This is a genomic window from Rhizobium leguminosarum (assembly GCF_004123835.1).
In the GTDB taxonomy this organism is placed as follows: Bacteria; Pseudomonadota; Alphaproteobacteria; order Rhizobiales; family Rhizobiaceae; genus Rhizobium; species Rhizobium leguminosarum_M.
In genome coordinates this window covers 930,257-944,476 of the sequence record NZ_MZMU01000012.1, presented here as the reverse complement: position 1 = coordinate 944,476, position 14,220 = coordinate 930,257, and the positions used below count along the sequence as shown (strand labels likewise).

At 61.7% G+C, this 14,220-nt stretch carries 11 protein-coding genes; 3 read left to right on the top strand and 8 right to left on the bottom strand.

The window, feature by feature from the left end:
- Positions 1 to 360 precede the first annotated feature (360 nt).
- Positions 361 to 1,236 (top strand): D-alanyl-D-alanine carboxypeptidase family protein, encoded by an 876-nt coding sequence (locus B5P46_RS21445; protein ID WP_129420465.1) that lies wholly within the window; start codon positions 361 to 363, stop codon positions 1,234 to 1,236.
- Between the two features lie 169 nt (positions 1,237 to 1,405).
- Here B5P46_RS21445 and B5P46_RS21440 read toward each other — a convergent pair whose 3' ends face one another.
- Genes B5P46_RS21440 through B5P46_RS21425 form a run of 4 tightly spaced genes read right to left on the bottom strand, consistent with a single transcriptional unit; the run spans position 1,406 to position 5,435 of the window.
- The gene (locus B5P46_RS21440; RefSeq protein ID WP_129420464.1) at positions 1,406 to 2,017 is read right to left on the bottom strand and encodes an ABC-type transport auxiliary lipoprotein family protein; all 612 of its coding nucleotides are present in this window, start codon (positions 2,015 to 2,017) and stop codon (positions 1,406 to 1,408) included.
- Between the two features lie 24 nt (positions 2,018 to 2,041).
- The gene (locus B5P46_RS21435) at positions 2,042 to 3,412 is read right to left on the bottom strand and encodes an MlaD family protein (protein ID WP_129420463.1); all 1,371 of its coding nucleotides are present in this window, start codon (positions 3,410 to 3,412) and stop codon (positions 2,042 to 2,044) included.
- Between the two features lie 9 nt (positions 3,413 to 3,421).
- The gene (locus tag B5P46_RS21430; protein ID WP_129420462.1) at positions 3,422 to 4,264 is read right to left on the bottom strand and encodes an ABC transporter ATP-binding protein; all 843 of its coding nucleotides are present in this window, start codon (positions 4,262 to 4,264) and stop codon (positions 3,422 to 3,424) included.
- A gap of 1 nt (position 4,265) precedes the next feature.
- Complete coding sequence (locus B5P46_RS21425) at positions 4,266 to 5,435, bottom strand: ABC transporter permease (RefSeq protein ID WP_206735383.1); 1,170 nt, start codon at positions 5,433 to 5,435, stop codon at positions 4,266 to 4,268.
- 99 nt (positions 5,436 to 5,534) lie between these two features.
- Between B5P46_RS21425 and dgcA the strand changes: the two genes are divergently transcribed.
- The gene (gene dgcA, locus B5P46_RS21420; RefSeq protein ID WP_129420460.1) at positions 5,535 to 6,518 is read left to right on the top strand and encodes an N-acetyl-D-Glu racemase DgcA; all 984 of its coding nucleotides are present in this window, start codon (positions 5,535 to 5,537) and stop codon (positions 6,516 to 6,518) included.
- On the opposite strand, the gene B5P46_RS21415 is transcribed toward dgcA, so the two are convergent.
- Both B5P46_RS21415 and B5P46_RS21410 read right to left on the bottom strand, forming a co-directional pair.
- Positions 6,470 to 7,690, bottom strand: coding sequence for an MFS transporter (locus tag B5P46_RS21415; RefSeq protein WP_129420459.1), 1,221 nt, complete (start codon positions 7,688 to 7,690; stop codon positions 6,470 to 6,472). The two genes, dgcA and B5P46_RS21415, sit on opposite strands and share 49 nt — an antisense overlap.
- Before the next feature lie 210 nt (positions 7,691 to 7,900).
- Positions 7,901 to 8,743 (bottom strand): UDP-2,3-diacylglucosamine diphosphatase, encoded by an 843-nt coding sequence (locus B5P46_RS21410; protein ID WP_129420458.1) that lies wholly within the window; start codon positions 8,741 to 8,743, stop codon positions 7,901 to 7,903.
- Between the two features lie 212 nt (positions 8,744 to 8,955).
- Here B5P46_RS21410 and B5P46_RS21405 point away from each other — a divergent pair, with 212 nt between their 5' ends.
- Positions 8,956 to 9,702 (top strand): histidine phosphatase family protein, encoded by a 747-nt coding sequence (locus B5P46_RS21405; RefSeq protein ID WP_129420554.1) that lies wholly within the window; start codon positions 8,956 to 8,958, stop codon positions 9,700 to 9,702.
- Between the two features lie 65 nt (positions 9,703 to 9,767).
- Here B5P46_RS21405 and B5P46_RS21400 read toward each other — a convergent pair whose 3' ends face one another.
- Both B5P46_RS21400 and B5P46_RS21395 read right to left on the bottom strand, forming a co-directional pair.
- On the bottom strand, positions 9,768 to 12,920 hold the full coding sequence (locus tag B5P46_RS21400; protein ID WP_129420457.1) for an efflux RND transporter permease subunit: 3,153 nt from the start codon (positions 12,918 to 12,920) through the stop codon (positions 9,768 to 9,770).
- A gap of 5 nt (positions 12,921 to 12,925) precedes the next feature.
- Positions 12,926 to 14,104, bottom strand: coding sequence for an efflux RND transporter periplasmic adaptor subunit (locus B5P46_RS21395; protein ID WP_206735382.1), 1,179 nt, complete (start codon positions 14,102 to 14,104; stop codon positions 12,926 to 12,928).
- Positions 14,105 to 14,220 lie beyond the last annotated feature (116 nt).

Here is a 14,220-nt window from a genome sequence, read left to right as displayed (position 1 = left end):
CCTGGCAACCTTGATTGACGTGGTGAGGGGCTTTACGTCCAGCAGCGCGCCGGACGCCTAGCGCCCTGACGTCACAACAGGACGCGAAGACCTCGTCCGCCAAAAGCGCGCACGATCGCGACCTGCGGGCAGGTGCGGTCATGACGGGAGAAAGGCGCGCGCTTCATGTTCATGGTGCATTTTCTACGTGCCGTACGCATCATTGTCAAAACCGAAGAGGGCGAGACAAAAGGAATCAGCTGTGGATGATCCTTTTTTTATTGCCCGCTGTCCTTCATTCCGTCACAAACTTTTCTGATCCGCTCATATTCAAACAGAACGGCTCACTCCGCCATCCAAACGACAGAGACAGCAACATTAATGACCAAGACGACATCCCGGCTCCTTGCCACCGCGCTCTCTTCCTTTTTCCTGGTGGGTGCTTTCACTCTGGCTCAGGCAGGCCAGGCAAGCTTCGTCGTGGATGTCCAGTCCGGCCAGGTCCTCGAAGGTTCCAACCAGGACGACCTGAACTATCCGGCGTCGCTGACCAAGATGATGACGCTCTATCTCGCCTTTGAGGCCCTGCATGACGGACGCCTCAACTGGGACCAGAAGCTCACCATGTCGGAAAATGCTGAGAGCAAGGAGCCCTTCAAGCTCGCTGTCGGCGCCGGCCGCAAGGTGACGCTGCGCGAAGCGGTCGAAGGAATTGTCGTGCTCTCCGCCAATGATGCGGCTGTGGCGATCGCCGAGCAGCTTGGCGGCACCGAACAGGTTTTCGCCAAGGCGATGACCGACAAGGCACGCCAGCTCGGCATGAAGGATACGGTCTTCAAGAATCCGTCGGGCCTTCCCGATCCGGAGCAGGTCACCACGGCGCGGGACATGGCGACACTCGGCGTTTCGCTGATGCGGGACTTCCCCGAGGAGTTCAAGCTCTTCTCCATGCGCGGCTTCCAGTTCCGCGGCATGAAGCTGCGCGGCCACAACAACCTCATGTATCGCTATGACGGCGTCGACGGCATCAAGACCGGCTACACCGACGCATCGGGCTACAATGTCGTGACGTCGGCGCTGAAGGATGGCCGCCGCGTGGTCGGCGTCGTCATGGGCGAAAAGACCGCGAGCATACGCGACGATAAGATGGCAAGCTTGCTGGACAGCACCCTGTCGCCGTCATCGACTGCTACCGCTTCAACGACACCGGGCAGCCAGCCGGGCGCGACGATGACGGATTCGCAACCGACGAAATAAGCGCAGATGCATGTCGCCTGAAACTGTGCAGCGTTTCAGATAGCGACATGCATGGGCAGAGACTACCGACAGGTTTTCGCTGCCGGTTATCTGAAGGCGACCTCCAGGGCGAATATCTTTCAAAAGTCGGTAAGGCTACGCATTGAGGTGCCGGCCTGGAAACACCGGATCAGATTGAGCGCAGCGTCCAGGTGACGATCTCGGAGGCAACCGTGGAGAAGGCGCGGTCGAGGCCTTTGACGAAGCCGTCATTGTCGCCGCCGGCCGGCACCATGGCGCGGAACACCTTCTGGGCGCGCACCGAGCCGTTGCGATCATTGAGTATCTTGGCGGAAATTTCGACCACCGCCTGGTTGCCGATCGAAGCGTCGATCTCGAAGGCGCGGATATCGGTGACGATCTGGTAATCGATCGCCAGCCCCTGCCCCGGCATGCCGACGCCGCCGACCTTGCCGGAATTCTCGAAGGCTTCCACCAGCTTCGACTGCACTATGCGCGGCAGCTTGTCGCCCCACTGCGCCTTTGAGAGATACTGGATTTCCGAAGGCGAAACACGGATGACGATCTGCTCGCTGTCGAGCGACCTTAGCGCCGTCGGGCTGGCGATCAGGATCTGGCGGGATTTGGCGGCGGGTCCGCTGCCGTCGACGGCGGCGGGCAGGTCATAGGTGTCGTTCTTGGCCGCGGTGCCGCACCCCGAAAGGATCAGCGCCGTCAGCGGCAGCGCGATCACCGTTCCCCTGATCCAAGAACGGCGCGACAACAGATGCGATGCGACCATATTAGGCTACCCCTGATTTCCCAGTTAACGCCGCGTCCGGCCGTCATATTGCTTCACCGTGTCCCCGCCGAAGATCAGGCGTTGCGGATTGCGGTCGAAGTTGGTGATCGTATCGTTCAGATTGCTCACGGTTCCGCGCATGTCGTTGACGAGAGTCTGCACGTCGCGCAAGCCGCCGCTCGAAAATTTCTGCAGATTGTCGGCAATCGGCCCAATGCGCGAATTCAGGTTGTCGGCGACCTTCTTGAAGGATTCCAGCGTATTGCGCGCTTCAGTGAACAGCGATTGCGTATTGTCGGTGCCGAGCAGCGCATCGACCTTGATGAGAATGCCGTCGATGCGGGTCGAGGCCGAATTCAGCTTGTTGGAAAGCTGCGACACGTCCTGGATCGTCTGGTCTATATCTTTCTGGCGCGCCGAAACCGTGTTGGCGACATCGCGGATCGAGGCGACGGCAGCGCGCGCATCCTTGGTCGCCTGCGCGATATCGTCGACGGAACCCTTCACCTTCGCCGGGTCGATCTGGGCAACGAGCGTATCGACGCGATCGAGTGTCGCCTGTGCCTGCTTGCCGAAATCGTTGAAGGTTGTGGCCGTCTGGTCGAACTTCTGGATCGTGCCCCTGAGGTCGCCCGAGGCATCGGCGACATTGGCGGTAATCTTCTCGGCATTGGAGACGATGTTGTCGATCTTCTGCGCATCGACCGCCTTGACCAGCGATTCGACCGCTTGAAGCGTCGAATCGACACGACCGGAGACCGCCTTCACCGTATCGGAGAGCTGGCCGACGCTTTGCAGGAAGGCGTCGATATTGCCGGAATTCTTGGCAAGCGCATCGGAGAACGTCTCGGCATTCTTGAAAGTCTCGGTCAGCGGCCCGCGCGAATCTTCGATGAAACCCTGAAGTTCGCCGACCGCGTCGTTGGCACGATCGAGGATCTTGTCGGCGGTCGCCAGAAGATTGGTGACACTCGACTGGTCGGCGACGATGACGGCGCGTTTGTTATTGTCGATCGCATGCTGGAGGATGCTTTCCTCGCCCTTGCGACCGCCCGAGAGTTCGATATAGGCAGCCCCGGTCAAACCCTGGATTTCAAGGGCGGCCTTGGTGGAGGGGTAGATCGGCGCATCGGTACGCACCTGAGTGAAGGCCAGCGAATATTGCGGATCGTCGGCATCGATCGACAGCGTCTGCACCGAGCCGATCTGGATACCGTTGAAGCGCACCGGCGAGCCGACGCTGAGGCCGTTCGCCGATCCTGGAATCCGAACGATCAGTTCCGTCATCGGGCCGCCGCGACCATACTCGGCCATCCAGTAAACGAAGCCGAAGGCAGCCGCGATCACCAGCACCGTGAAAAAACCGACAATCGTGTAATTGGCTTTGGTTTCCATCTTATCCGGTCACTTCCCGCTGCTGCCGTGCCGCGCGCCATTGTCCTGCGGCACGATCGACCGCGCCCGCTTACCTTTGAAGTAGGCCTGCACCCACGGATCGTCATAGGCCAGCATGTCGTCGATCGTACCTTCCACCATTACCCGTTTCTTTCCGAGCACGGCAATACGGTCGCAGACCGAAAACAGGCTATCGAGGTCATGCGTCACCATATACACGGTCAGTCCCAGACTATCGCGCAGATTGGCGATCAATTCGTCGAATTCGGCCGCACCGATCGGGTCGAGACCGGAGGTCGGCTCGTCCAGGAAGACGAGTTCCGGATCGAGTGACAGCGCGCGGGCAAGGGCTGCGCGCTTGATCATGCCGCCGGACAGTTCGGATGGATATTTGTCGGCAGCATCGGCTGCAAGCCCGACCATGCGGATCTTCAGATGCGCCAGCTCGTCCATCAGCGAGGTCGGCAGGTCGAGATATTCCCGCATCGGCACCTGGATGTTTTCCTTGACCGTCAGCGACGAGAACAGTGCTCCCTGCTGGAACAGCACGCCGAGCCGCATGTCGAGGGCGTTGCGCTGCGGTTCGTCGAGCTCGTCGAAATCCTGGCCGAGGATCTTGATCGTGCCGGAGCGGCGCGGCAGCAGCCGAAGCACCGTGCGCATCAGCACCGATTTACCGGTGCCCGAAGCGCCGACGAAACCGAGGATCTCGCCGCGATAGATATTGAGGTTGAGATTGTCGAGCACGACCTTGGAGCCGAAGCCGACGGTGACGTCGCGCGCCGACAGTACGATGTCCCTTTCGTCCTTGTCTTCCGTATCGATCGGTTTCTCGTCCACGCGGTCCGCCATGCTAAAAGTCGATCGCTGCATAGAACATCGCAAAAAGCCCGTCCATCAGGATGACGACGAAAATCGCCTTCACCACCGCGGCCGTCACATGCTGGCCGAGCGATTCCGCACTACCGCCGACCTTCAGCCCCTCGACGGCGGCGACGATGCCGATGACCAGCGCCATGAACGGCGCCTTGATCATACCTGAGAGCACCGTCGACAGGGTCACCGCTTCGTGCAGGCGCGACAGGAAGTTGGCGAAGGTGATGCCGGAATAGCCCCAGGCGACAGCGGCAGCTCCGCCCAACGAAGCGAAATTCGCCAGCACCGTCAAAAGCGGCAGCGCAATGGTCAGCGCCACCAGCCGCGGAAAGATCAGCACGCCGATCGGATTCAGGCCCATCACCTTCAGCGCGTCGATCTCCTCGCGCATCTTCATCGAGCCGATTTCCGCGGTGATCGCGCTGCCCGACCGGCCGGCGATCATGATCGAGGTCAGAAGCACGCCGATTTCGCGCAATTGCAGGATGCCGACGAGATCGACGACGAAGACCTCAGCACCGAAGTAGCGCAGCTGGAAGGCGCCCTGCTGGGCGATGATCGCCCCGATCAGGAAAGACATCAGCAAGATGATCGGAACGGCGCGAACGCCCATATGGTCGATCTGGTTGACGATCGAGGCCGGCGAAACACCACTGCCGCGGCCGAACTTCATCTGCGCGCCGCGCACCGCTGAGCCGAGGATATACATGGCGGCGGCGAAATTGTCCCAGACCTCGTAGGTCATTTTGCCGACCGGCGCGAAGATGCGCGTGGCAAGCGAGACTTTCTCCGTCTGTTCCGGCTCGGGCTTTGCCGGCTCCTCGGAAAACATCTCCAGCATTTCGTCGATATGCGAGTTGGTGCCTTCGAAGCGAACCGCCCTCCCGCCGGCCTCTTCTTGTTTCTTCAGCCGGCACAGCAGCCAGATGCCGGCTGTGTCGATCTCCGATATGTCCGAAAGGTCTACCGTCAGGTCGCCGGTCTTCTTCTGCAGGAGCTTTTCGAAATCGCGCAGCACCAGATGGATGTAGGCGCTGCGCCAATTGCCCTGAAGACGCACACGCTGTCCCGAGCCATCAGCCTGGTCGTCCACTTGCAGTGAGGCGGCGTTGCGATTCTCGGCGTTCAAGATACTTGTGTCTTTCAAGGCTTACAGCGACATTGCCGAATCGCGAAGCAGATCGTTCGCCCGGCGCGTCAATATACAGAAGCACCGTGCAATTTCCATGCTTGCAGGAGAGCAATAATGCCGCGCACCCTCGATATCCAGATGAATTCCTTTCCAATTGCCGGGACCTTCACCATCTCGCGCGGGGCAAAGACCGAAGCCGAGGTCATCACCTGCACGCTTGTCGAAGAGGGTACGCAGGGGCTTGGCGAATGCGTGCCCTACCGCCGCTACGGCGAGACCATGGAGAGTGTTTTCGCCCAGATCGAGGCGGCGCGACCGCTGATCGAGGCCGGCATTTCGCGCCATGACCTGCTGTCGGCCATGCCGCCGGGAGCGGCCCGCAACGCCGTCGACTGCGCCCTCTGGGACCTCGAGGCGAAGCAGACAGGAGACAGCGTCGCCGCCCGCCTCGGCCTTTCCGCTCCGCAACCGCTCACCACCGCTTACACCATCTCGCTCGGTGAGCCGGAGGTGATGGCTGCACAGGCGCGCGAACATGCCGGCCGCGCCCTGCTCAAGGTCAAGGTCGGCACCGGCGACGATGAAAGCCGCATCCGCGCGGTCCGCGCCGCCGCACCCGATGCCGCCATCATCCTCGACGCCAATGAAGGCTGGCCGGAAGCGGTGCTGGAACATCATCTCCATATCGCCGCCGAGGCGGGTGTGGCCCTCGTTGAGCAGCCGCTGCCGGCCGGCCGCGATGGGCTGCTCGCCGAAATCCGTCGCCCGCTCCTCGTCTGCGCCGATGAGAGCGTCCACCACACCGGCGATCTCGCAAGCCTTGCCGACCGCTACGACGCGATCAACATCAAGCTCGACAAGACCGGCGGCCTGACGGAAGCGCTGTCGATGAAGGCCGAGGCCGAACGGCTTGGATTCAGCATCATGATCGGCTGCATGGTCGGCACCTCGCTTGCCATGGCGCCCGCCGTTCTGCTCGCCCAGAATGCCGATTTCGTCGATCTCGATGGTCCGCTACTACTTGCCCGCGACCGCGAACCCGGCCTGCGTTACGCCGCTTCCCTGGTCTTTCCGCCCGAAACTAGCCTTTGGGGCTGAAGGTAATAGGCGAAGATAACGAGGCCGAGGCCGGCGAACGCCACCACGGCCATGACGTAATAGCTGACGACGCCGAGCCAGGCGTAGAGATAACCCGACGCCAGGGTCATCAGCGCCATCGCCATGCCGACATAGAAGAAATAGGCGCCCTGTGCCGAGGATTCCTGCGTCTCCTGCACCGTCGCCACGATCCGCCGCTGAACGCCGGTATGCACGAAGGCGTAGGTGAAGCCGTGGAAACATTGCAGCAGGAAGAAACCGGCAAAGCCCGTATTCATCGGAAACAGGATCCAGCGGCAGACGCTGACGGCGCAGCCGAAGCGGATCAGCGTCCAGGCGTCGAAGCGACGGCTGAGGCGCTTCGACAGGAAGAACACCGTCACTTCCGAAGCGACGCCGGCGCTCCAGAGCAGGCCGACCTCGGTGCCGGAAAAGCCGAGGTGATGCCAATAGATCGAGGAGAAGGCGTTGAGCACCGCATGGCTCGATTGCTGGATGGCAACGCCAATCAAGAGTAGCAGCAGGTGCGGCTCACGCAGGCCGCTGCCGGTGGTGGCCGGAAGATCGATCGGCTGGCCCCGCCGCCGCGTCGGCCCGATGCGCGGGCAGAAGATCGCCATGACCACGGTCATGATAAAGCCGAACATCATGATCGGCAGCACCATCCCCCCGCCCCACTGGTTGATGAGTTCGCCGCCAACCAGCGTCGAAACGATGAAAGCAATCGAGCCCCAGACCCGCATCGATCCGTAATCGAGTCCCCAGCGGCGCACGCCCGATATGACGATCGATTCGACGACCGGCACATAGGGCGCGAAGGTGGCGCCCTGCAGCGTAAAGACGATGAAGACAGGCCAGAAAGTCGTCGTCCAGTAGAGTGCTATCGCCGTCAGCAGCGACAAGCCGCCTGACCAGAGCAGCACGTCGGCGCGCTCCTTCATCCGGTCGGCGATCATGGCGACAACGGGCGCTACCAGCACGCGCACCACCATAGGAACGGCCAGGATGACACCGATTTCGTGATCGCTGAAGCTGTGGCCCGCAAGCCAGACGGGGAAGAACGGCAGGACAATGCCGTTGACGAGCAGCGGCGCGCAATAGGAAAGCGCGCTGAGCAGCCGGAAGCGCGGCGGCGCTCCCTCACCCGTCGGAGAATTTTGAGCGGGAATCATGGGTGGACCTGAAGGAAACTGGTCGTTGTCCTAACACACCACCCCGGAGGCGACTATTGCGAGAAATAGCCGTTCTGAAACGTTTTAGAAAATAAATAGGGCCTGTCGCCTGACGGTGACGGCTAAATTCCTACTGTAAAATTTCAAAGTGCGACGGCGTCCTTTGCGCGTCTGAAAAGACGCGCGGCGCTGTAAAGCGCGGCGCCAAAATCAGGCGGCCTGCGGGGCCAGCTCACCCTCGTCACGCATTTCGATGGCGGCAAGCGCCGGCACGCTGCTGGCGAGCGAACGCCAGGTGATCAGTTCGAAGGTGCCGTCCTCGTGTTCGGCAACCGCCGTGCAGCTTTCGACCCAATCACCGGTGTTGATGTAACGGATACCGTCCATATCCTGGATGATGGCATGATGGATATGTCCGCAGATCACCCCATCGGCGCCGTTTTTGCGGGCTTCCTCAGCCACGACGCGCTCGAATTCGCCGATGAAATTGACGGCATGCTTGACCTGCAGCTTCGCCCAGGCCGAAAACGACCAGTAAGGCATGCCGAGCCGGCGGCGCACCGCCGCCAGGATGATGTTGATGCGGATCGCCGTGTCATAGGCCCAGTCGCCGAGATAGGCGAGCAGTCGGGCGTTGCGGACCACGACGTCGAACTCGTCGCCGTGCAGGATGAGGTATTTCTTGCCGTCGGCGCCGTCATGCATCATACGCTCGACGACCTCGATGCCGCCGAAATGCATGCCCGGGAAGGCACGCAGGAATTCGTCGTGATTGCCGGGAATATAGACGACGCGCGTGCCCTTGCGCGCCTTGCGCAACAGCTTCTGGACAACGTCGTTGCAGACCTGCGGCCAGTACCAGCTGCGCTTCAGGCGCCAGCCGTCGACAATGTCGCCGACGAGCACGATCGTATCGGCCTCGTGGTGGCGCAGGAAATCCAGCAGGAAGTCGGCCTTCGCGGCCTTCGAGCCGAGATGGACATCGGAAATGAAGAGCGTGCGGAAATGTCTGGGTTCCATCATGTCTTTCACGAGCTGCCGCTCATGTCCCATCTTTCATCTAGCCTTCCAAAATCAGACTCGTGTTTCAGGAAGATGACAAGCTGGGGAAAAGCCCTGCAAACCTGTTCATTCAACGCGGGCCGGAGGCCCGTCGCCACGCGGGCAGTATGCCCGTCGCCGCCAGGTCCGGCGACAAGGTTGCCCTGTGCATTCAGGGCGTTCATGATGGCGCCGATTCCATATCCGACAATGCGGGATGGCTGATGCGTCTCTTTCTCGTTCGCCACGGCGAATCCCTCGGCAACATCAACGAACAGGCCTACCGCCAATTCGGCGATCACAACGTGCCGCTGACGCAGTGGGGCCATCGGCAGGCACTGGAGGCAGGCGGCGTGATCGCGTCCTATCTCAAGGCATTGCCGAGCGCGGGTTTCGGCAAGCTGCATATCTGGTATTCGCCCTTTCTGAGGACCCGGCAGAGCAAGGATGCGCTGCTCGAAGCACTGCCGGAAAGTTTTGTCGGCGATATCAGGGAAGACTATCTGCTGCGCGAGCAGGATTTCGGTCTCTTCACCGAAATCTACGACCACGCCGAACAGAAGCAGAAGTTTCCCGACGAGTTCGAAAAATGGGCGAGGCTGCGCAGCAACAGCGGCAAGTTCTACGCACGGCCGCCGGATGGCGAAAGCCGGGCGGATGTGGCCCAGCGGGTGCGCCTGTTCCTGCAGACCGTCATGCACGACGCCGAAAATGGCGACCACAACGTCGTGATCGTCGGTCATGGCGTCACCAACCGGGCGGTCGAAATGAACTTCCTGCACCGCCCTGTCGAGTGGTTCGAGCGCTCCGACAATCCCGGAAACGCCGATATCACGCTGATCGAGGGGACGCGCTCGCAATACGAGTCGATCCTCCTGCATCAGGCGGCCGACCGGCAACCGGGACAGGAAGGCGAACTGCGCGATGCCTATGGCGCCGACGTGACGATCACGCCGAAGCCGACCGCATAATTCCTTAAATCGGACCGGCGCAAAGGTGTGGCGAGTTGCGCAAGGCAACCCGCCAACTCTTCACCTCAGCTCGGCGATGTTACCGGCGCGGGCTCCTGCCCGGCCGGCGTCTCCTCATTCACTGTCTCCGGCCGCTTCGTCCTCAAGAGACGCAGCACGAAGACGAAGAAGACGGGAACGAAGAAGATCGCCAGCACCGTCGCCGAAATCATGCCGCCAAGCACGCCCGTGCCGATGGCATTCTGGCTCGCCGCACTTGGCCCGGTGGCGATCGCGAGCGGCACCACGCCCAAAGTGAAGGCGAGCGAGGTCATGATGATCGGCCGGAAGCGCAGACGGGCGCCTTCGATCGCGGCATCCATCAGCGATTTGCCCTCGGCAAAACCGTCCTTGGCGAATTCGACGATCAGGATGGCGTTCTTCGCCGACAGCCCGATGATCGCGATCAGGCCGACCTTGAAGTAGATGTCGTTGGACATGTCGCGGCTCATCACCGCGAGCACGCAGCCGATGACGCCAAGCGGCACGACCAGCATCACCGACAACGGGATGGACCAACTCTCGTAAAGCCCCGACAGCAGCAAGAAGACGAAAAGGATGCTGAGACCGAACAGGAACGGCGCTTGCGATCCCGATCTCAGCTCTTCCAGCGACTGGCCGGTCCATTCGAAGCCGAAGCCGTCGGGAAGTTCCGAGGCCAGCCGCTCCATTTCGGTAATCGCCGCCCCCGACGAATATCCCGGCGCCGGAGCGCCGGAGATACGCACGGAAGGGTAGCCGTTATAGCCGACGATCTGCGCCGGTCCCTTCTGCCATTCGGCGACGGCGAAGGATGATAGCGGCACCATGCCGCCGCCCGCATTGCGGACATTGAGCTTCATCAGGTCTTCCGCCTGAAGTCTGCTCTTGTCCTGCGCCTGCACGATGACGCGCTGCATGCGGCCCGAATTCGGGAAGTCGTTGACATAGCTCGAACCGAGATTGGCGGTGATCGTGCTATTGATGTCGGCGAAGGCGACACCGAAGGTATTTGCTTTTTCGCGATCGATAACCAGCACGAGCTGGGCCGAGTCAGGCATGCCTTCCGGGCGGATACCGGCGATGATGGGGTTCTGCGATGACTTGCCGATCAGCATTCCCGCCGCCTCTGTCAGTGCCGCCTGGCCTTTCGCCCCGCGATCCTGAAGGCGGAAGGTGAAGCCGTTGGTCGTGCCGAAACCTTCGATCGGCGGCGGCGACAACGCGAAGGATGTGGCGTCCTTCAGCCCAAACAGCTGCATGTTGGCGCGGTTGGAGATTTCCTGTACCGAATTGCCGGCGCCGCGTTCGGCCCAGTCCTTAAGCGTGACGAACACCAGGGCGGCGTTCGGTCCCTGCCCCGAGAAGCTGAAGCCCTGGATCGCGACGACGTTGGCAACAGCCGGCTCCTTCTTGAAGATCGCTTCGATGCTTTCAAGCGAGGCCACCGTGCGATTGCGGCTCGCCTCCGGCGGTCCCTGCACGTCGACGATCAGGAAGCCCTGATCCTCATCCGGCACGAAGCTGCTCGGCAGGTTGACGAAGAGGTAGCCAAGGCCGATGAGCAGCGCGACATAGACGGCCATCACCCGCCATGAGCGCTTGGCCAATCCTTCGACGGTGCGGGCATAACGGCCGGTCAGCCGGTCGAAGTTGCGGTTGAACCAGCCGGCGATGCCCTTCTTCTCGTGATGACCCTTGATCGGCTTCAGGAAAGTGGCGCATAGCGCCGGGGTCAGCGACAGCGCCAGGAAGGCCGAAAACAGGATGGATACGACCATGGTCAGGCTGAACTGACGGTAGATGATGCCTGTCGAGCCCGGGAAGAACGCCATTGGCACGAAGACGCAGGAGAGAACCAGCGTAATCCCGAGGATCGCGCCGGTGATCTGTCGCATCGCCTTCTTGGTCGCTTCCTTCGGCGACAGCCCTTCCACCGCCATCAGCCGCTCGACGTTTTCCACCACCACGATGGCGTCGTCGACGAGAATGCCGATGGCAAGCACCATCGCGAACATCGTCAGCACGTTGATCGAGAAGCCGGCGGCATACATGACAGCCAGCGTCCCGAGCAGCGCGACGGGCACGACGAGCGTCGGAATGATGGTGTAGCGGAAGCTCTGCAAGAAGATGAGCATGACGATGAAGACGAGCGCGACGGCTTCTGCAAGCGTATGCGCCACCTTCTCGATCGATGCCGAGACGAACGGGCTGGTATCATAGGGAACGGAATATTCGACGCCATCAGGGAAGAAGCGTGACAGCTCCTCCATCTTCGCCTTGACCAGATTGGAGGTGTTGACGGCATTGCCCGTCGATGACAGCTGGATGGCGATGGCCGCACTCGGCTGCCCGTTCAAGCGGGTGGAGAAGCTGTAGCTCTCGCTGCCCTCTTCGATGCGCGCGACGTCGCGCAGCCTGACGTTCGATCCGTCGGCATTGGCGCGCAGCACGATGTCTCCGAACTCCTTAATGTCGGTCAGTTGCCCCTTGACCAGCACCGTCGCCGTCAGGTCCTGCGAGATCGGATTGGGTGCTGCGCCGATCTGGCCCGCCGCCACCTGGGCATTCTGCGCCGAGATCGCCGCGCTGATGTCGGACGCGGTGAGGCTCAGACCGACCATCTTGTCGGGATCGATCCAGATGCGCATCGCCCGCTGCGAAGCAAACAGCTGCGCGCGGCCGACGCCCTCGAGACGGCGCAGTTCGCCGATGACGTTTCGGTTGAGATAATCGCCGAGCGCCACCTCGTCGGTCTTCCCGTCCGTCGAGGTCAGCGAGATGAACATCAGGAAGCCTGAGGACGCCTCCTCGACGGTGATGCCCTGATCCTTGACGGATTGCGGCAGCCGCGGTTCGACGCGGCGGATGGCATTCTGAACGTCGACGGAAGCCTGGTCGATATCGGTGCCCGCGGCAAAGGTCGCGGTGATCGTCATTGCGCCCGATGTATCGGAGGTCGACTCGAAATAGGAAAGGTGCTCGACCCCGTTCAGCTCTTCCTCGATCTGGCGGGTGACGCCCTGATAGATATCCTGCGGCGATGCCCCGGGATAGCTGGTGGTGATGCTGAGCTGCGGCGGCGCGACCTTGGGGTATTGCGCGACCGGCAGGAACGGCAGCGCGATCAGGCCGGCTATGGAGATGAAGATCGCAAAGACCCAGGCAAGGATCGGGCGATCGATAAAGAAACGTGCCATCGACTTTACTCCGGCTTCTTGGCGTCACCGGACGCGAGCTGGCCATCCCGCCACTCTTCCGGCGCGACCTTTGCGCCCGGCTGCAGTTTCTGGCTGCCGTCGACAACGAGACGCTCACCTGATGACAGGCCGCTTTCGACCACCCATTCATTGCCGAAGGATTGACCGAGCTCCACGTCACGCGGCTGTGCTACGTCTCCCTCCTGGACGACATAGACCTGCGCCTTGCCGTCGGCCGTGCGGATGACGGCGCGCTGCGGGATGAGGATTGCCTTCTCACGGACGGCCTGTTCGATGCGGACCCTGATGTAAAGACCCGGCAGCAGATCGCCCTTCGGATTGGGAAATTCACCGCGAAGGGTGACCTGGCCCGTCGTCGCATCGACGCTGGCACTGCTGAAGAGCAGCTTACCGGCTTCGCCATAGACCGTGCCGTCATCGAAGACGAGCTTGATGTCGGCCTTGCCTGGTTCGGTCGATGTGAGGCTGCCGTTCTCGACCGCCCGCTTCAGCGCCAGCAGGTCTCCGGAAGATTGCGTGAAGTCGGCATAGACGGGGTCGATCTGCTGGATCATGGCCAGCGCGTCGCCGGCGTCGGCCGTCACCAGCGCGCCTTCCGTCACCAGCGCGCCGCCGATGATGCCCGATATCGGCGCCCGAACTTCGGTATAGCCGAGATTGATCTTCGCTTCGTCGAGTGCGGCCTGCGCCAGCGCGACATCGGCATCGGCCTGGGCAAGGGCGACGGCTGCCGCATCGTATTCGATACCGCTGGCGACATCGCGATCGCGCAACGACTTCTGCCGCTCCAGTTGCTGGCGGGCATTCAGCTGCGTCGCCCTGGCGCGGTCAAGGCTTGCTTCCGCACTGGCCACGCGGACCCGGAACAATGCTGGGTCGATCCGATAGAGCACATCGCCTTGATGAACGAGGCTGCCCTGCTCGAAGATCCGCTGTTGCAGGATGCCGGAAACCCTGGCCCGCACTTCGGAAACGCGCGTTGCGGCAATGCGGCCGGGCAGTTCGCTGACCACAGGAACCGGGCGGCTGCTAAGCGTCAGGACACTGACGGCGGCAGGCGGCATCGCCCCGCCTTCCTGAGCGGAAGCCGGCAGGCCTGCACTGAGAAGCAGCGCCAAGGTCAGCGCGTAACGCAATGATTTCGTATGAAGAAGCATGGTCATCAGCCTTCCAGGTGGCCCCAATGTCGTCCAAAAAAGCACAGCCCGCCGACATGACGTTCGGCGGGCCTCTGAGCCGACAGATAGTCGATATTTTTCCGCTTTGCAAGATACCTACC